Genomic DNA, 17,539 nt, shown 5'->3' with positions numbered 1-17,539 from the left:
GAGCACCTTTGGCCACTACCAGACGCATGCTGGTCCTGCGCGCTGTCGTAGAGGACTATATTCGCTCCCAGGAGCCTGTCGGTTCGGGGTCGCTGACCAGAAACCACCATCTAGGAGTCAGTTCAGCAACGGTCAGAAATGACATGGCGGCCTTGGAGGATGAAGGCTATCTCATCCAGCCCCACACCTCTGCGGGCCGTATTCCCACGCAAAAAGGCTACCGCTACTTTGTCGACCGTCTGGCCACGGTCGTTCCCCTGTCGGCCGCCCAGCGTCGGGGCATCGACATCTTCCTGTCAGGGTCGGTCAGCCTGGAGGACACCCTCCAGCATGCCGCCCGTCTCCTGGCGCAAATCACAGGGCAGATAGCCGTGGTCGCCTCACCCTCCTTGGCCCATTCGAACCTGAGGAGGGCCGAGCTGATCAAACTGGACAGGGGATCCGTACTGGTGGTTGTCATCACCGATACGGGGAGGGTGGTGCAGCGCACCCTTCATGGCTCCCACCAGCCTGGGTCCGACACCCTGTCAGGATTGTCCGACATGATCAACCAGCAATGCCACGATCTGTCACTGACCCAAGCAGCGGAAAGGTGCCAGCTCTTGGCCGATTCAAGCCCCGAAGCCGACACCAAGTCCATGCTGCGGATACTGGCTGCCGTCTTCGAGGAGATGGCGACCAAGGAGCAGACGAGCGGACTCTATATGGCTGGCACTTCACAGCTGACACACAGTCAGGTCGTTTCCATAGGCGACCTGGCCCCCCTCCTTGACGCCCTTGAGGAGCAGGTGGTCCTGATGCGCCTTATGAAGGCGCAAAGCGAGCTCTCCCGTGAGAACAACGGGGTCAGTGTGGCCATCGGTACTGAAACCCAGACCCCGGAACTGGTCCATGCATCCGTGGTCACCTCGGGTTACGGCCATGCCCAACAGCCACTGTCGGGCAAGAAAGGCGATGGCATGACCGATGAGCCGATAGCCTTTGTGGGATCGATAGGCCCCACCCATATGGACTATGCGGTTACCATGAGTGCAGTACGAGCCGTGGCGTCCTACCTGACCAGTTTCCTGGCCGGGACAGATGACCAGTAAACAGGGACCAGCACACTCAGTCGGACCAACCTGACCCAGGTCTATGGGAAAATAAGCCAGAACAGCAGCACAGAAGGAATACCGGTGGCAGATTACTACGAGGTTTTGGGCGTCGATCGCACGGCGAGCGAAGATGAGATCAAAAAGGCCTATCGAAAGATGAGCCGCAAATACCATCCGGACATCGCCGGAACTGAATACGAGGACAAGTTCAAGGAGGTCAACAGCGCTTACGAGGTACTCTCGGACCCTCAGAAGCGTCGCATGTACGACCAGGGTGTTGACCCCAATGACCCCCAGGCATCCGCGGCGGGGGGCTTCGATATGGGCGATGTGTTCAGTCAGTTCTTCGGAGGCGGATTCGGAGCTGACGCACAAGGCCCCATTCCTCGTACGCAACCCGGGCGCGATGTGCTTGCCGGGGTCGATATAGACCTGAAAACCGCCATCTTCGGAGGTACCGTCCACACCCAGCTCCACACCTTCGGCCTATGCCAGGAGTGTGGCGGTTCCGGCGCCCAGAAGGGCACTTCTCCCGTTACCTGCCCGGTCTGCCAGGGGAGGGGATACGCCCAGAAAGTGGTACGGACCCTTCTCGGTCAGATGATGAGCCAGGCACCTTGCGAACGATGCGAGGGGCACGGCACAATCATCGAAAACCCTTGCCCACAGTGCCTGGGGCACGGCAGGTCGAGAATCAAGAGGGATGTGGGCATCAATATCCCTGCCGGTGTGGCCGACGGATCTCGACTCCGCCTGAACTCACAGGGCGAGGTAGGAGAGGGTGGCGGTGCCGCCGGTGACCTCTACATCGACATCAGCATCAAGCCCGACAAGCGGTATACACGCAGCGGCCAGGACCTGCACTGCTGGATTTCCATACCCATGACCTGGGCCGTGCTGGGTCATGCCGTCGATCTGGATACCTTCGACGGGCCGCGTCAGATTCAAGTGCCGGCCGGGAGCCAACCCGATGACGAGGTAACGCTGAAAGGCCTTGGTGTCTCCAAGCTGGGCAACAAGGAGGAACGAGGCGATATCGTCGTTCACGTCCTGGTGCAGATTCCGACCAAGCTTGATGACAAGGAGCGGGATCTGATAGAGGACTTCGCCAAGAGCCACGACTCCGACGCCAGGGAGATTCCCCAGAAATCCAAGCCGACCGCGGCAGGAGCAAAGAAGGGAATCTTCGATAAGCTCAAGGACATCTTCAACTAGCAAAACCCGAGCGAAGCAATCGGCCCGGAGTCAGCACGATAACCTGCTGACTCCGGGCCGATCTGCGAGTGGACCGGACTTGCTCAACCCAGAAGAGACCGGCACATGGACCGATACTCACTGACATAGCCGCCACCGAAGAAAGCGCAGTGTCCTGCAATGGCATAGAGCTGCCAAAGGGTAACCCGGTTCTCGTACCCCTTGGCAAGCGGATGAACCGATTGGTATCCATCAAGTATCTGGCTCAGATAGGGAATGCCGAAGAGGTGGAGCATCGCCAGGTCCTCTTCACGGTGCCCCCCATGTGCTGCTGGGTCTATCAGGACGGCCTCGGTCTGCCCTTCCTCCTTGGTCCACATCACGTTGCCGCTCCACAGGTCCCCATGAACCCTGGCAGGCTTGTCGTCCGCAGCGGCTCCCAGAAGATCCGGAAGGGCCTGGATAATCTCCTGGGTTACATCCATATCATTGCGGTTCAGAGCCCGCCTGTCGATGGCCATCCTGACCATAGGCTCCAATCGCCCCTGACCCCAGTAGGTCACTGGGTCGTCCCAGTCGCCGGTATCCATGGGTAGGGGGTCCTGGAGTGGTCCGAAATAGCAGGTGCCGGTATATCCATCCGGCGCCGATCCAAAGTGATCAGCACCGGCATCATGCATCCGCGCCAGCTGTGCCCCGAAACGGTAGGCCGCGCCCCCGTTTGGCGAGGTCGATTCCACCTCTTCGATGTCCAGGAAGTCCCCGCCCCAGTCATATACGTCGACCACGCGTGGTCCACCAACCGACTGTGCCTGGCCCAGCCAGCGGAGTCCCAGCCCTTCGCATTCGAAGAATCCGGCAGGAGCCCCGCCTCGTGTTTTCCTATATGTTCTGACCATCGCCATACCCTCCTTGAGGAACAGTCCGATGATTCCATTGTGGGCATTCTGCGCGACATGCAGCGCTCCCACGCCGTACATCCTAGGAGGGGGGCTAAGCTGTCGAATCATGAACTTCTTCGAATCCATCCTTTTTGGTCTGGTGCAGGCGCTTACGGAGTACTTCCCCGTCTCATCGAGTGCTCATATCCGTATCCTCGGAGGATTGCTGGGGCAGGATCCAGGTGCAGCCTTCACTGCAATCATCCAGTTCGGCACCGAGCTGGCTGTCCTCCTCTACTTCCGTCATGACATAGCGAGAATCCTGACTCACTGGTTCCGCTGCCTCCTGGGCAAGGATGGGACATCCTGGCGCGAACGTCTGGGCTCCAAGGACCACGATGCCGCCATGGGTTGGTACATCATCATCGGCACCATCCCCATCGTCCTTGCAGGCCTCATTTTCCAGAAGCTGATAGAGACCAAGCTGCGTAACCTGTGGATTACCGTAGTGGTGCTCATCGTCTTCGGTCTTCTTCTCGACTACTATGATCGCCATGGCCGTGAGGTCAAGGAAATCAAGCAGATGAACGCCAAGGATGCCATCCTCTTCGGTGTGGGGCAGATGCTGGCACTGATCCCCGGCGTATCACGCTCCGGAGGCACCATCACCTTCGGCAGAGCGCTCGGCTACACCCGGGAGGCCGCCACCCGAGTCAGCTTCCTGATGGCCATCCCAGCGGTATTCGGAGCCGGCATCCTGGAGACCTACAAATCGGTTAAGGACATCAATGCCGACGCCGCTTTCCCCGGTTGGGGTGCTACCATCTGCGCTACGGTGGTCAGCTTCGTGGTTGGCTATCTGGTCATCATCGCCTTCCTGAAAATCGTCTCAAGGTTCTCTTATCGAGGCTTTGTCATCTACCGGGTATGCCTCGCCATAGTGGTTGCACTGCTCCTGATCTTCAACGTCCTTCCTGCTGTCGGCGGCGTAGCCGCAGCCTGATCAGGATAGTTCCCGATTTTGTGAGCCCGCCCGTTAGAGGGGGGGCTCACAAAACCATACTTACCGCCATACGTGGGAACCGGATGGCAATCTTCCCTCAAGCGACTGCTTTGGCATCTTTGCAAGAAGACGGCGATTCTCTCTAAGCGTCTTCATCTGGTCTGAGGTACCGGTATTGCCTGTCATCTTCACACCGATGCAACTCTTCGTCCATCCAAATCCAAGCAATCGTTCCGGGCAGTGGTATAAGAGAAGTAAGACAGCGATGGTAGCAGAGATTCACCAGCAATCACCATCGCTGCGCCGAACCACATTTGACTCTTCACACGAGTAAGGATCGGGACTTCTGCAACGTCTCCGATCGCGAGGGGCGGCCACCCAACATCCCCAATACCGGTCGCCCCTCCTTTTCACCCTGAGCTGAGACGCAGGGCTGTTCAAATATTACCGCAATTCTGAGAGTCGCGCGAAAAGCCAATGTTACGTCTCAAACGTACGGGCGTCACCGATTCTGGTTGTATTCGGACAGGAGCATACCGCTGCGCCGATCACAGAGATTGATGATGAAGGCGGTAACCAGCAGTACCAGACCTACCAGGAAGATGCAGTGGAGTCCCTGATAGACGATTTCGCGGGCTGGTTCCAGGTATTCCGTTGGGACCTGACCGGCGGTCTGCGGATTGATCATCCGATTCATCATGTCGTTGGTCAGACCCGGTTGTGCTGCCACACCGTGGGCCGTGACCACGTTGAGAACGATGCCGAAGATTGAAATCATCAGAGTCTGCCCAAGCGATCGCGCCAGAGTGTTGAAGCTGGTTGCAGCTCCGACCTGGTCGAAAGGCACCACACTCTGAGACGTCACCGTGGAAACAGTGACTGCAGTGCCGAACCCAAACCCATATAGGCAGGAGATGGCAAGAAACACGGCGAACGGTGTGTGCTGGGGGAGGAAGACATAGATGGTGCAGGCCACCAGGAGGAAGATAAGGGCCAGCCCGGTCACTTTATGGGGCGGATGCTTGATAATCAGCCGTCCAGCCACAAAGGAACCGACAAGCCAGACAATGGAGGAGGGGGTCACGGCGAATCCACCCATCGACGGATTGAGGCCGAGGACGGACTGCATCCAGATGGGCAGGTATGTTTCGAACCCCATCAGGAAGCCAGAGATCAGAAGTATCACCACGTTCTGGATCACGAATGATCGATTCGAGAAGAGGTTCAGGGGCAATATCGGATCGGTCTGTCGGGTTTCCACCCTGACCAGGGCCACCACGGTAAGAGCGCAGATCAGGAACAGCACGAGACTTACCCACAGGTAGCGGACTTCAGCCAGGTTCTGCAATCCAAGCATCAGCGTGACCAAGGCCAGCACCAGGAGGGAGATACCCTTATAGTCCACGGCCGAGGTATGCCTGTCGCCTTCCTCATGAAGGAATACCTGAATCAGCAGAACGACAATCAGCCCGATGGGGACGTTGATGGCGAAGACCCAATGCCAGCTGAGCTGCTCTACGATTAACCCTCCCAGGAGTGGGGCGATGATGGAGGCAATACCCCAGGATGAGGAGTTCAGCCCTATGACCTTGGCTCGCTTCGCCAGGGGATAGATATCGGCCAGGACAGTGAATGTCAGGGGTTGTATGGCTCCGGCTCCCAGGCCCTGAACGAACCTGCAGGCAATCAGCTGCGGCATGGACTGCGCTAGGGCGCAGAGGGCGGAACCGACAACAAAGACCAGTAGGCCTATGGTCAGAAGGGGTTTACGTCCGTACTGGTCGGAGAGCTTCCCATATATGGGCGTGGTCACGGCGGTCATCAGGAGATAGATGGAATAGACCCAGTTCATGACGGACAGGCCATGAAGATCAGAGACAATCGTCGGCATTGCCGTCGACACTATGGTTCCCTCGATGGCCGTCATGAACGTGGCTACAAAGGCCGCCAGGGTAACCAAGGCCACATTCGTTCTTCTGCCTGTGGCTCGCACTGTATTCGACACTGCTACTGCTTCCTTTAAAATCCGTATCACACTGAACCCACATATCCTACAACCCACCCGAGCAACACTCGACAGGCCGCGCGGACCGGTCAAAGAACAAAATGCAATTCGGATGGGATAATATTAGATTCGCTTCAACACCTTTATGGTGCGCTATGCCGGCTTACGGGCCGGGCCGGGTCCGGGGGCGGGAAGACGAAGGATTCGGAAACATAACAGAACAGGAAGCTGATACGGATGGATACGTCCGCTTCCTACGACATCAACCGGTAGAGGAATCTGCCCTGTTAGGATGTTGAGGACCAGCAATGCACTTCACAGTCACCAATCTCGAAGAGGTTTTCCCACTGGCTGAGTTCCTGTCCGATGCCTTCGGACCGATGGCCGAGATTGCGGTACACGATCTGGACAGGCCACATGCCTCCATCGTGTTCATACGCAACGGTCATCTGTCGGGCCGCAAGAAGGGCGACTCCATGACCAAGGAAACACTGGAGTTGACTCGAAAGGCCAGGGACAGTGGCATTGATTTCATTTCCGACTACCGGGGTCACGATTTGAACGACCACCAGTTCAGGGTTTCGTCATTCTTCATCCGAAACAAGGAAGACGAAGTCATTGGTGCACTTTGCATCAATATCAACATCACCGAGCTTCAACGTGCCGCCCACCTCCTTCAGACCATCAGCGAAACAGATTCGGTCAACGGTATGGTCACCTCCGGTATACCCAGTCAGGAGCTGGAAGAAAACCCCGAAGAGAACATCCGAAGGGTTACCCGTGAGGTGATCAAGCAGGTTCATATACCTATCGATAAGCTGAGCAGGATCGAACGCCTGGCCATCATCAAAGACCTCAAGGACCGGGGTATATTCCTGATCAAGGGGGCAGTAGGTGTTGTGGCGCCCGAACTCAAAGTTTCTGTACCGACGCTCTACAGGTACCTGCAGTCACTCAAATAGGTGCAATCCGTCGCCGCCCTTTCCCCAAAAAAGTAAAAGAAACCTCCGACAGGGGAGAGGGGGGTATATTTCTTCACGCTGTCGGAGGGGAATTAAAAGTCGGCCTTTCAGAATCTCCGTAAAGACCGGTGCGTGACCCACCGGAGCGAATCACAAAAGTCCAAAATCAGCACAAGAGCATCCTCAGGTTGAGGATTCCGGCTAGCTGCTGTCTCAATCTGGCAAGTACCATTGTCTGGGTTGTATGAGTCCGCCTATCAGGACTCAACACCTCATACATGGTTCCACCTCTCAAACCAGATGTTCAATGAACAACCTGATGGTCAGTTCTCAGTTAATAGTAATTTATCACACAATCGGGTTGACCACAAGCTCAACATTCCGCTTAACGCCTTTGTTTTGTCAGAATTACCAACTGCTCGCTCACGAAATGCCCGACCTGGAGTAGGCACTCCCGATCCAGATAAATCATTATTCTGCTCAGGCTCTCACCGCATCCGGCTTACTGACATGTCTATGTTCAGTCATTGCCACGCACGAACAGGGTATCGACAACATGCATACGGACCAGCGGCAGTAAACAAGGAGCGACTGAAAAGGGGAGTGCAGATGATGAGTAGTGGATTGAGGGTGGGCGATGCAGGAATCGAACCTGCGACCCCTTCGGTGTGAACGAAGTGCGCTAGCCGCTGCGCCAATCGCCCGGAATCCTGAACGACCGCATAACCGCGATCCTCGTGGGCGATACTGGATTCGAACCAGTGACCCCTTCCGTGTCAGGGAAGTGCGCTACCTCTGCGCCAACCGCCCGGGTCATTCTCTTTCGAGAGAGGTGGGTACGAGAGTCGAACTCGTCTATACGGCTTTGCAGGCCGCTGCCTAACCGCTTGGCTAACCCACCGTATTGGTTAAACTGCTCGGAAACCTCGAGCGGGCAACGGGACTCGGACCCGCGGTCTCGACCTTGGCAAGGTCGCGCTTTACCAACTAAGCTATGCCCGCACTTCAAACAATCACTCACATGACTGCCTGAGCACGAGAAACTACTATATCCGCGATTACGGATTGTGGCAACAAGAGCGTGTCGCCGCCCCTCCGCTGATGGCATACCCCGCCCTTGGATGCCTGTACACCGGTAATCTGAGAGATATGAGTGAAGAAGCCAAGCAGCACTGCGTCATGGTATCGGCTTTTGACGGATGGAATGATGCCTGCTCAGCCTCGACCAATGTGATTCGTCACCTCCTTGAGGCCTACGACTCGCATGAGGTCGGCAACATCCATGGCGAGGGGTTTTACGACTATCAGATGTCACGCCCCATGCTCTGCCATGTACAGGGTCGGAGGCGTATTGTCTGGCCCGCAACCAAGTTCTATCGGGTGCGGATCAATGCCAGTCTCACCCTGCTTCTGGAGATGGGGCCCGAGCCGAACTACCGCTGGACTGACTTCTGCCGTCAGAGTATCCACATGGCCGAAGACTACGAAGTGGACTCCATCATCACCCTGGGTTCCATGTTTGCCGATTGTCCCCACACCAGACCACTGCCCATAGACGACCTGGCAGGAGACCAGGCCAGCATGGACACGGATGGTCATTCCGGCCCCATCGGCATTCCGACCGTCCTCGACTCCCTGGCAGCCCAGGACGGATACACAACCGAATCCGTATGGGTCTCAGTACCGCAGTACCTGGGAAGCGATGAATGCGCCCAGGCCACCCTGCAACTGTTGGAACGTCTCTCTTCGATGTTGGGTGTCGGCCTGGAGCGGGGGCATCTGCCCCGTAAGGCCGAGGAATGGAAAGCCCAGGCCGCAGTCCTCCTGCACTGCAACGACGACCTGGCTGGTTATGTACATCGCCTGGAGATGGAAGCCGACAAGCAATCGGCCGACCGGATGAACATGCAGGTTGACGAACCGACAGCCCATGAACTGATCAAGGAAGCGGAGGACTTCCTGAGATCGATGGGGGACAAGGGCCAGGGTGGAAATTCCAATGGCTAGGTCAGGAACCGGCTCATCTTTCGGCTTGTCTGACTGACGGCATAATCTGTGCTCGACAACCATGTCCAGCCTGCACCCTGTAACGCGGGCTCCGATAGCAAGGACGGCATTCATGACGCAGTCGAACATCTCCATACAGTTGAGCGGTGAAAACAAGGAGGTGGCAGCGGATCTGACTGGTGTCCAGCTATTTGCTGATGACAAGGACATCGTTGCGGTCAGAATCGATGGACAACCGCGCGACCTTTATACCCCCCTTCACGATGGTGATTCAGTTGAGCCCATCGAGCTGGCCAGCGAGGACGGACTGGCCATCATGCGTCACTCCGCGACCCATGTCATGGCCCAGGCTGTCCAGGAAATCAGGCCGGATGCCAAACTGGGGATCGGCCCGGTGATCAAGGACGGGTTCTACTACGACTTCGATGTTGAGCAGCCCTTCACTCCCGACGATCTCAAGGAGATCGAGAAGCGGATGAAGCGGATCATCAAATCCTCCCAGCGCTTCCAGCGGCGGGTGGTGAGTGAGGAAGAGGCCCGTGCCGAAGAACAGGGTCAGCCTTACAAACTGGAGCTGATAGGGGCCAAGGAGGCCGAAATCAGCGGTGAGGAAGCCACAGAGGTAGCCACTGGTGGTGAGCTGACCATGTACGACAACCTCGATCGTGACGGGAACACGGTGTGGAAGGACCTTTGCCGCGGGCCCCACCTGCCCAATACTCGCTATATTCAAAGCTTCAAACTGATGCGTACGGCCGCGGCCTACTGGCGTGGCGACGAGAAGAATCCCATGCTTCAGCGCATCTACGGCACCGCCTGGGCCTCCAAGGAGGACCTGAAGGCATACTTGGCCCGGCTGGAGGAGGCCGCCAAGCGCGACCACCGCAAGTTGGGCGCCGAAATGGACCTGTTCTCCTTCCCGGACGAAATTGGTTCCGGCCTGCCGGTCTTCCATCCCAAGGGTGCCGCAATCATCAACGCCATGGAGGACTACTCCCGCCAGATGCACCGCCGCAACGGGTACTCCTTCGTTCAGACCCCGCATATCACCAAGGGGCATCTCTACGAGATTTCCGGGCACCTGCAGTGGTACAAGGACGGCATGTACCCTCCCATGCATCTGGACGAGGAGCAGAATGAGGAAGGGCAGGTGACCAAGCAGGGGTTCGACTACTACCTGAAGCCGATGAACTGCCCCATGCACAACCTGATCTTCAAGTCCCGCCAGCGCTCATACAAGGAACTGCCGCTCAGGCTCTTCGAGTTCGGCACGGTCTACAGGTATGAGAAGTCCGGCGAAGTCCACGGCCTGACCCGTGTAAGGGGATTGACCCAGGACGACTCCCACATCTACTGCACCAGGGAGCAGATGAAGGGGGAGCTGACCAGCCTGCTCCAGTTCGTACTGAAGGTACTCAAGGACTTCGGCCTGAACGACTTCTACCTGGAACTCTCCACCAAGGACCCGCACAAGTTCGTCGGATCGGATGAGGTATGGGAGGAAGCCACCAACACCCTCGCCCAGGTGGCGAAGGACTCAGGTCTGGAACTGGTGGATGACCCCGAGGGCGCCGCCTTCTACGGCCCCAAGATCTCCGTCCAGGCCCGCGACGCCATAGGGCGTACCTGGCAGGTCTCGACCATCCAGCTGGACTTCAACCTCCCCGAACGTTTCCAGCTTGAGTATGTTGCGGCCGATGGTTCCCATCAACGTCCGGTCATGATCCACCGGGCCCTCTTCGGATCCATCGAGCGGTTCTTCGCCATCCTCCTGGAGCACTATGCCGGCGCCTTCCCGGCATGGCTGGCCCCTGTCCAGGTGCAGGCCATTCCCGTGGCCGACGAGTTCGCCCCGCATCTTGAATCCTTCCTAGAGGAACTCAGGGACGATATGGTCCGTTGCGAAATCGACCGCTCCGACGACAGATTCGGCAAGAAGATCCGTAACGCCTCCAAGTCCAAGGCTCCATTCATCCTGATTGCCGGCGAGGAGGATGTCTCCAGGAACGCGGTGTCCTTCCGCTTCCGTGACGGCAGCCAACTCAACGGAGTCCCGGTTGACTCCGCCCGCAAGTGGATTGCCGAGGCCATCAGGGCACGGGCACTGATCAATTCAGTCGACGACTTCACTTCGCAGACATCCGCCACGGATTCGCAGCAGGACTGAGGCAGGACCGAACCATGTTCGAACATTTACGTGGCCCCTGGAAGCGCATCATCGCACCGATAGCCAGGGGGCTGGTACGGATTGGAATCAGTGCCAACGGGGTAACCATCATCGGCGCTGTCGGTACCGTTGTGGTGGCAATCGCCACAGGTTTGACCGGGTGGCTCCTGCCCGGTGCAGTGGTCCTGGCCGTTCTGGTTGCGTTCGACTCCCTGGACGGGTCCGTGGCCGCACTGACCGGTGGCGGCACACAGTTCGGGGCCTTCCTGGATTCCACCCTGGACAGGATTGCCGACTGGGCGGTCCTGGCCGGTGTCATCATCTACTTGCGCCGTCATGAGGTGCTCTGGGCTTCGGATCCGACCCATCATGGACCTGATGTATGGGCGCAGATCGGTATGGCTGCGGCACTGTTCGCCATCATGACCTCTTTCGTCACTTCCTATGCCCGCGCCAGAGCCGAGGCTGAGGGTTTCGAAGCCAAGAACGGCATCGCCACCCGGTCCGACCGTCTGGTCATCATTCTGGTGGGGATGGCCCTGACCGGTGCTGGCCTCCCCTTGGCGGTCCTCAGCTGCTTCCTGGTGGTTCTCGCTCTTCTCGGCATCGTCACGGTCTGGCAGCGGATCAGTCTTGTCAACCGTGCCATGAGCAAGAATCCACAACCTGCCGATCCCAGCCACGAGTGAGGCCATATGCTGGACCGCTTGTTGATCCTGACTGCGAGGTATGCCCGCTGGGTACCTGAAACCCTTCTGCGGGGGTTTTTCCTCCTGGCGGCCGATGTCTCCTGGCTTCTGCACGTCGGTGGGGTCAGGCAGCTTGAGGCCAACCTGGCCCATGTAGTGGGACCAGTAGGCAGGAAACAGCTTCGACATATCAGCAGACGGGGCATGCGGTCCTATTTCACGTACTTCTCCGAGGCGCTGACCGTGGGCGCCAGGACGACAGAGCAGCTCAAGGCACGAATCAGACCAGCGGGGACCGGGTATCCCGAGCCAGCCAAGACCATGATCGAATCCCGCTCAGTGCCTATCGGCATGGGTCACCAGGGTAATTGGGACTATGCCGGGTTCTGGGCAGGCAGGACTGTCGGCCCCGTCACTACCGTTGCCGAACGTCTGTCCAACGAGGAGCTGTTGGAGACCTTCGCCCAGATTCGCCGTGATCTGGGGATCAACATCATACTTACCGGAGAGCATGGCATCACCGAGCGGTTGGCGGACACACTTGCGAGTCCTGAACAGGTGGTCCCTCTCCTCGCCGACCGTGATCTGAGCCGAAACGGGGTCTTCGTCAGGGCATTTGACTCCTGGATTCGAGTGGCTGCTGGCCCTGCCGTCATCGCATTGGATTCCCGCCTTCCCCTGTACACGGTCAACATGTATCGCGAACGATTGACCGGTGACCGCAGGCATCAGGCCGGAACACCCCTGGGCTACATCTGTTCGATCGACGGCCCGATAGACACCGATGCCTTCCAAGGCCTTCCACGAGACCAGGCCGTCCAAGAGCTCAGCCAGGCCTGGGTGGACCAGTGGTCGCGCGGTATCATGGAACATCCTGAGGACTGGCATATGCTCCAGCCGATCTTCATCGATGACCTTGATCTGTCGCGGATGCACGCGGTACCTGAACACATATCCGCCGAAGTGGAGCTGAGGCGGGGAAAGGCACGGGGGAACCGGTCTTGAGTGCAACCAAGGAAAACACGAATCCGGATACCACCAGGATGGATCCCCTTGAAGGCCGGCATCTCCGGGTCGGTATCATCTCTCCCTACTCCTTCGAAACCCCAGGCGGGGTCCAACTCCACATACGAGACTTCGCCCAGCAGCTCTTGAAGCGCGGACACCAGGTCCAGGTCCTGGCTCCGGGGCGAAGAACCAACGACATGCCCCTCTGGGTGCAGACCACAGGGTCTTCATTCTCCGTGCCTTACAACGGATCGGTGGCCAATCTCAGCTACTTCGGGTCCGCTGGCCGCATCACCCGCCAGTGGGTGCGTCAGGGACGTTTCGACATTCTCCATCTCCACGAGCCCGAGGTGCCCAGCCTTAGTCACAAACCGCTAATCAAGGGTTTCCTTCAGAGTCCCTGCGTGGCCACCTTCCATGCCTCCTTCGATACCTACCCGCTGGCCATGAGGCTCACCCAGCCCTATCTGCGCTCACGGCTGTCCGGAATCAGCCAAGCCATCTGCGTCAGCAGGTCAGCCATGCAGACCGCCCAGCACATCCTGACGGACCGTACCAATACGCAGATCATCCCCAACGGCATCGATGCCGGCTTCTTCCGCGATGCCGCCCCCAAACCCGCCTGGCAGGGAAGGCCAGGAGCCCCCACCATAGGTTTCCTGGGCAGGATGAAAGAAGACCGCAAGGGATTCCGCATCCTTGCCCAGGCGGCCCCGACCATTCTCGATGCCGTACCCGATGCCCGGTTCCTCTGCGCCGGAGACGGGGAGGCTGAGGCAAGGCGGATGCTCGAGGAGATCGATCCCGGTCTGCTCAGCCATGTCACCTTCCTGGGAAGAATCAGCGACGATGACAAGGCCGCCTTTTACCACAGTCTGACCGCCTACGTGGCACCACAGACCGGCGGCGAGAGCTTCGGAATAGTCCTGACCGAGGCGATGGCCGCCGGTTGCCCCATTGTGGCTTCGGACCTCCAGGCCTTCCGGGACGTCTCCGAGGAGGGAACAAGGGCCAGGCTCTTCACCAATGGCGACCCCATGGACTGCGCACGGGCGGTCCTCGAACTCATCGGTCAGGACGACACCCGGCGTGATCTGTCAAGACTGGGCCAGGAGCGTGCCTTGGACTATGACTGGGACCATGTGGCCGAGCAGGTGCTCGAGGTATACGCCCAGGCACTGGCAGAAGAGGCTCCCGGCGGCAGGGGATGGAACCCTTTGAAGAAACATTTCGGGAAGTGAACACGACACCGTCGAACCAGGCATTTCCCAGAGCGAAGACAGTTGGCACCCGACCCTCTCGACCTTTATGATTGTCAAAGAGCCAAATTAGAATTCCATTCGTTTACGCATTCGTACCGTCAGGAGTCATATGTCAGGGCATTCGAAGTGGGCCACCACCAAGCACAAGAAGGCAGCCATCGACGCCAAGCGTGGAAAGCTCTTCGCCAAGCTGATCAAGAACATCGAGATCGCCGCCCGTACCGGTGGCGGTGACCCCGACGGCAACCCGACCCTTTACGATGCCATCGTCAAGGCCAAGAAGTCATCCGTTCCCGCCGACAACATCTCCCGGGCCGTAAAGCGCGGTTCCGGTGAGGAGGCCGGGGCTGCCAACTACGAGACCATCGTCTATGAGGGCTATGCTCCTGCCGGCGTAGGCATCATCATCGAGTGCCTGACGGACAACAGGAACCGCGCTGCGGCAGAGGTTCGCTCCACACTGACCAAGGGTGGCGGCTCCCTGGCCCAGAACGGGTCCGTCAGCTTCAACTTCGAGCGCAAGGGTCAGATTGTGGTCCCCGCTGAGGGCACTGACTACGATACGGTCTTCGAGAAGGCCGCCGAGGCAGGTGCCGAGGATGTCGAAGACAACGGTGAGAGCTTCACCGTCCTGACCGACCCCAGCGATATGGTCGCGGTCCGCAAGGCCCTTCAGGACGCAGGAATCGACTACGATTCCGCCGACCTGGTCCTTAACCCCAAGAACGAGGTCTCCCTGGATCTCGATTCTGCCCGCAAGGTCTCCAAGTTGATTGACAATCTGGACGATCTGGACGACGTTCAGGAAATCTACAGCAACTGGACCGCCCCTGACGACGTCCTGTCCCAACTGGACGAAGAGTGAATCAGTGATTGTTCTCGGCGTCGATCCGGGCCTTACCCGTTGCGGCGTCGGCGTTATAGAAGCCGGTGCATCGCGCCGGCTTTCCTTTATTCACGTCGATGTGGTCCGCTCCGACCCGGACCTGTCCCAGGACCTGCGTCTGCTGGCCATATACAACGGCCTGAGCGACAAGATCGACCGGTTCAGCCCCGATGTCGTTTCCATCGAGAGGGTCTTCGCCCAGTCCAACCGGAATACGGTTCTTGGAACAGCCCAGGCCGCAGGACTGGCCATGTTGGCAGCCGCTCAACGTGGCATCCCTGTAGCCCTCCATACGCCGACCGAGGCCAAGATGGCAGTGACGGGCAATGGGCAGGCCGAGAAGATACAGGTTGAGCGCATGGTTGCACGGATATTGAAGCTGGACAGGCTGCCGCAACCGGCTGATGCGGCCGACGCCCTGGCTCAGGCCATCTGTCACGCGCTCCGGCCAGCAGGAGCCCTACAGGGCGGGGAGCGGGAGGAACACTTGACACCCGCACAGCGTCAGTGGGCACGGGCAGCCGCGCGACAGGGCAATCATGGGGGAGTCCACAGAGGAATGTAAGCTGATTCGAACAGACGTTCGAATATCCGGGACAACAACCGTAGAGGTGATTAATTGCTGGCTATGCTGACAGGACGTGTGTCCGCCATCGAGGCGGGATGCGCCGTCATCGACGTATCCGGGGTGGGGTATGAGGTCCGTATGCCCCAATCCGACCTTGGGTCAATGAGATCGGAATCGACCGTTACGGTTTTCACCTCCTTGAACATCTCCCAAGACTCCGTGACTCTTTATGGGTTCCTCTCCCGTTCCGCCAAGAGCCTTTTCATCCAGCTGCAGAAGGTGAGCGGCATCGGCCCACGTGTGGCTCTCTCCATCCTTTCGACCCTTACCCCGGACCAGCTGGCGCAGGCCGTGGCGGACGGCGATTCCACAGCCCTGTCCCGGTCACCGGGCCTGGGAAAGAAAGGTGCCCAGAAGATAATCCTGGAGCTCTCCGGAAAACTGGACATCAGCAGTATCGGAAGCACTCAACCCCGTAAGAACATCGATTCAGGCAGTCGACAGGTGGTCGAGGGTCTTGTCTCCCTTGGGTGGCAGCAGCACGATGCCGAGCAGGCCGTCAACAAGGTCTGCAAGGAGAACGATTTCCCGATGCCACTGAGCAAGCAGGATGTCCCCAAGGTCCTCAAGCAGGCCTTGACCCTCCTGGATAGGGGGCGCTGACGTGCCGATCTTGTCGAATGAGCCCTCAAACGAGGACGCCAACGAGGAATCCCTCCGTATGGTTTCGGCCAGACCCATTGAGGGGGAACCAGTCAGTGATGAGGAGCTGCGGCCGGATTCCCTATCGGGTTTCATTGGCCAACCCAGGCTTAAAGCCCAGCTCAAGCTCTTCCTTGAAGCCGCCATCAAGCGGGACGTTGCCCCCGACCACATACTCCTTGCAGGTCCTCCCGGATTGGGCAAGACAACCCTGGCCATGATTGTGGCGCATGAGCTCGAGGTCCCGATTCGGGTGACCTCGGGACCTGCTGTCCAACATGCGGGTGATCTCGCCTCCATTCTGAGTTCACTGGAGGCGGGCGAGGTCCTCTTCATCGACGAGATTCACCGTCTGCCCAGGGCTGCGGAGGAGCTCCTATACATAGCCATGGAGGACTTCCGAGTCGATGTCATGGTGGGCAAGGGTCCCGGCGCTTCGTCGATTCCTCTGACCCTGCCCAGGTTCACGGTCATCGGCGCCACCACTCGTGAAGGCATGTTGCCCTCCCCGCTTAGGGCCAGGTTCGGCTTCACGGCCCATCTGGACTTCTACCCCCATGGGGAATTGGAAAAACTGATCGAGCGTTCGGCCTCGGTCCTGGGCCTCTCCCTGGAGGACGATGCCGCCCGCCAGCTCTCCCTAAGGTCCCGGGGCACACCCCGAATCGCAAACAGATTGCTGAGAAGGGTCCGAGACTGGGCCATCGTCCACGATCTCACCTCCGTTGGTCCGGATGACGTCAAGGAGGCCCTCGCGCTCTACCAGATTGATTCCGAGGGACTGGACAGGCTGGATATGGCAGTTCTCAAGGCCATTGTCAATAGCTTTGACGGGGGACCTGTCGGCCTGAACAATCTCGCTGCCATGGTGGGGGAGGAGTCCGAGACCGTGGAAACCGTCTGCGAACCCTATCTGGTCCGTGAGGGCTTCCTGGTACGAACCCCCAAGGGCCGCGTTGCCACTCCTAAAGCATGGGAACACCTGGGTAAAAAACCCGCCAAGGATGTCATGAAGCTGTTTTAGACTAAGTATTTCAGACAGTATGCATGGCCGACTGTTTATTCCGGCCACAATATGAGGAGTCGACAGGAATTATGGAATCCATGCTAT

Annotated in this window: 15 protein-coding genes and 4 tRNA genes; 13 read left to right on the top strand and 6 right to left on the bottom strand. The window is 58.5% G+C overall.

Annotated features, from left to right (window positions below; translation table 11 throughout):
* The first annotated feature begins 8 nt into the window (after nt 1-8).
* Both hrcA and dnaJ read left to right on the top strand, forming a co-directional pair.
* On the top strand, nt 9-1,091 hold the full coding sequence (gene hrcA / locus bcor_RS03385; RefSeq protein WP_148303950.1) for a heat-inducible transcriptional repressor HrcA: 1,083 nt from the start codon (nt 9-11) through the stop codon (nt 1,089-1,091).
* 84 nt (nt 1,092-1,175) lie between these two features.
* Complete coding sequence (dnaJ, locus tag bcor_RS03380) at nt 1,176-2,309, top strand: molecular chaperone DnaJ (protein WP_033497016.1); 1,134 nt, start codon at nt 1,176-1,178, stop codon at nt 2,307-2,309.
* An 83-nt stretch (nt 2,310-2,392) separates the two neighbouring features.
* Here the strand turns inward: dnaJ and bcor_RS03375 are convergent, their stop codons facing one another.
* On the bottom strand, nt 2,393-3,187 hold the full coding sequence (locus bcor_RS03375; RefSeq protein ID WP_033497340.1) for a fructosamine kinase family protein: 795 nt from the start codon (nt 3,185-3,187) through the stop codon (nt 2,393-2,395).
* A gap of 109 nt (nt 3,188-3,296) precedes the next feature.
* Between bcor_RS03375 and bcor_RS03370 the strand changes: the two genes are divergently transcribed.
* Nucleotides 3,297-4,172, top strand: a complete 876-nt coding sequence (locus bcor_RS03370) for an undecaprenyl-diphosphate phosphatase (RefSeq protein ID WP_033497017.1) — start codon at nt 3,297-3,299, stop codon at nt 4,170-4,172.
* A 502-nt stretch (nt 4,173-4,674) separates the two neighbouring features.
* Here the strand turns inward: bcor_RS03370 and bcor_RS03365 are convergent.
* Nucleotides 4,675-6,177 carry an MDR family MFS transporter gene (locus bcor_RS03365; protein WP_148303949.1) on the bottom strand — a complete coding sequence of 501 codons (1,503 nt, stop codon included), beginning with the start codon at nt 6,175-6,177 and terminating at the stop codon, nt 4,675-4,677.
* A 308-nt stretch (nt 6,178-6,485) separates the two neighbouring features.
* Between bcor_RS03365 and bcor_RS03360 the strand changes: the two genes are divergently transcribed.
* Entirely contained in the window at nt 6,486-7,139 is a 654-nt protein-coding gene (locus bcor_RS03360) for a helix-turn-helix transcriptional regulator (RefSeq protein WP_033497020.1), read from the top strand.
* 631 nt (nt 7,140-7,770) lie between these two features.
* On the opposite strand, the gene bcor_RS03355 is transcribed toward bcor_RS03360, so the two are convergent.
* From bcor_RS03355 to bcor_RS03340, 4 genes are all read right to left on the bottom strand, one after another.
* A tRNA-Val gene (locus bcor_RS03355) sits at nt 7,771-7,843 on the bottom strand.
* A gap of 34 nt (nt 7,844-7,877) precedes the next feature.
* Nucleotides 7,878-7,949 (bottom strand) — tRNA-Val (locus bcor_RS03350).
* Between the two features lie 20 nt (nt 7,950-7,969).
* Nucleotides 7,970-8,040, bottom strand: a tRNA-Cys gene (locus bcor_RS03345).
* Nucleotides 8,041-8,068: 28 nt separating this feature from the next.
* Nucleotides 8,069-8,141, bottom strand: a tRNA-Gly gene (locus tag bcor_RS03340).
* Between the two features lie 147 nt (nt 8,142-8,288).
* Between bcor_RS03340 and bcor_RS03335 the strand changes: the two genes are divergently transcribed.
* The 9 genes from bcor_RS03335 (at nt 8,289) to ruvB (ending at nt 17,452) form a co-directional block, all read left to right on the top strand.
* Nucleotides 8,289-9,146, top strand: coding sequence for a PAC2 family protein (locus bcor_RS03335; RefSeq protein ID WP_033497342.1), 858 nt, complete (start codon nt 8,289-8,291; stop codon nt 9,144-9,146).
* A 112-nt stretch (nt 9,147-9,258) separates the two neighbouring features.
* Nucleotides 9,259-11,313, top strand: coding sequence for a threonine--tRNA ligase (gene thrS / locus bcor_RS03330; RefSeq protein ID WP_033497022.1), 2,055 nt, complete (start codon nt 9,259-9,261; stop codon nt 11,311-11,313).
* Between the two features lie 14 nt (nt 11,314-11,327).
* The gene (gene pgsA / locus bcor_RS03325) at nt 11,328-12,002 is read left to right on the top strand and encodes a phosphatidylinositol phosphate synthase (RefSeq protein WP_033490076.1); all 675 of its coding nucleotides are present in this window, start codon (nt 11,328-11,330) and stop codon (nt 12,000-12,002) included.
* An 18-nt stretch (nt 12,003-12,020) separates the two neighbouring features.
* Nucleotides 12,021-13,007 (top strand): phosphatidylinositol mannoside acyltransferase, encoded by a 987-nt coding sequence (locus bcor_RS03320; protein WP_476559193.1) that lies wholly within the window; start codon nt 12,021-12,023, stop codon nt 13,005-13,007.
* A 38-nt stretch (nt 13,008-13,045) separates the two neighbouring features.
* Entirely contained in the window at nt 13,046-14,251 is a 1,206-nt protein-coding gene (locus tag bcor_RS03315; protein WP_051875644.1) for a glycosyltransferase family 4 protein, read from the top strand.
* 130 nt (nt 14,252-14,381) lie between these two features.
* Nucleotides 14,382-15,137 carry a YebC/PmpR family DNA-binding transcriptional regulator gene (locus bcor_RS03310; protein WP_033497026.1) on the top strand — a complete coding sequence of 252 codons (756 nt, stop codon included), beginning with the start codon at nt 14,382-14,384 and terminating at the stop codon, nt 15,135-15,137.
* Between the two features lie 4 nt (nt 15,138-15,141).
* Nucleotides 15,142-15,723 carry a crossover junction endodeoxyribonuclease RuvC gene (gene ruvC, locus bcor_RS03305; protein ID WP_033497028.1) on the top strand — a complete coding sequence of 194 codons (582 nt, stop codon included), beginning with the start codon at nt 15,142-15,144 and terminating at the stop codon, nt 15,721-15,723.
* A 54-nt stretch (nt 15,724-15,777) separates the two neighbouring features.
* Nucleotides 15,778-16,389 (top strand): Holliday junction branch migration protein RuvA, encoded by a 612-nt coding sequence (gene ruvA / locus bcor_RS03300; RefSeq protein ID WP_033497030.1) that lies wholly within the window; start codon nt 15,778-15,780, stop codon nt 16,387-16,389.
* 58 nt (nt 16,390-16,447) lie between these two features.
* Nucleotides 16,448-17,452 carry a Holliday junction branch migration DNA helicase RuvB gene (gene ruvB / locus bcor_RS03295; RefSeq protein ID WP_148303994.1) on the top strand — a complete coding sequence of 335 codons (1,005 nt, stop codon included), beginning with the start codon at nt 16,448-16,450 and terminating at the stop codon, nt 17,450-17,452.
* Nucleotides 17,453-17,539: the final 87 nt, after the last annotated feature.

The organism is Bifidobacterium coryneforme (assembly GCF_000737865.1).
Lineage (GTDB): Bacteria > Actinomycetota > Actinomycetes > Actinomycetales > Bifidobacteriaceae > Bombiscardovia > Bombiscardovia coryneformis.
The sequence above is the reverse complement of the archived record's forward strand: the minus strand, read 5'-3'. Positions and strand labels throughout refer to the sequence as shown.

What these genes read in the sequence shown, in the direction of transcription:
- bcor_RS03375 (WP_033497340.1), bottom strand. Translation starts at nt 3,187, where the DNA reads ATGGTCAGAACATATAGGAAAACACGAGGCGGGGCTCCTGCCGGATTC.
- bcor_RS03370 (WP_033497017.1), top strand. Translation starts at nt 3,297, where the DNA reads ATGAACTTCTTCGAATCCATCCTTTTTGGTCTGGTGCAGGCGCTTACG.
- bcor_RS03360 (WP_033497020.1), top strand. Translation starts at nt 6,486, where the DNA reads ATGCACTTCACAGTCACCAATCTCGAAGAGGTTTTCCCACTGGCTGAG.
- bcor_RS03335 (WP_033497342.1), top strand. Translation starts at nt 8,289, where the DNA reads ATGAGTGAAGAAGCCAAGCAGCACTGCGTCATGGTATCGGCTTTTGAC.
- thrS (WP_033497022.1), top strand. Translation starts at nt 9,259, where the DNA reads ATGACGCAGTCGAACATCTCCATACAGTTGAGCGGTGAAAACAAGGAG.
- pgsA (WP_033490076.1), top strand. Translation starts at nt 11,328, where the DNA reads ATGTTCGAACATTTACGTGGCCCCTGGAAGCGCATCATCGCACCGATA.
- bcor_RS03315 (WP_051875644.1), top strand. Translation starts at nt 13,046, where the DNA reads ATGGATCCCCTTGAAGGCCGGCATCTCCGGGTCGGTATCATCTCTCCC.
- bcor_RS03310 (WP_033497026.1), top strand. Translation starts at nt 14,382, where the DNA reads ATGTCAGGGCATTCGAAGTGGGCCACCACCAAGCACAAGAAGGCAGCC.
- ruvB (WP_148303994.1), top strand. Translation starts at nt 16,448, where the DNA reads ATGGTTTCGGCCAGACCCATTGAGGGGGAACCAGTCAGTGATGAGGAG.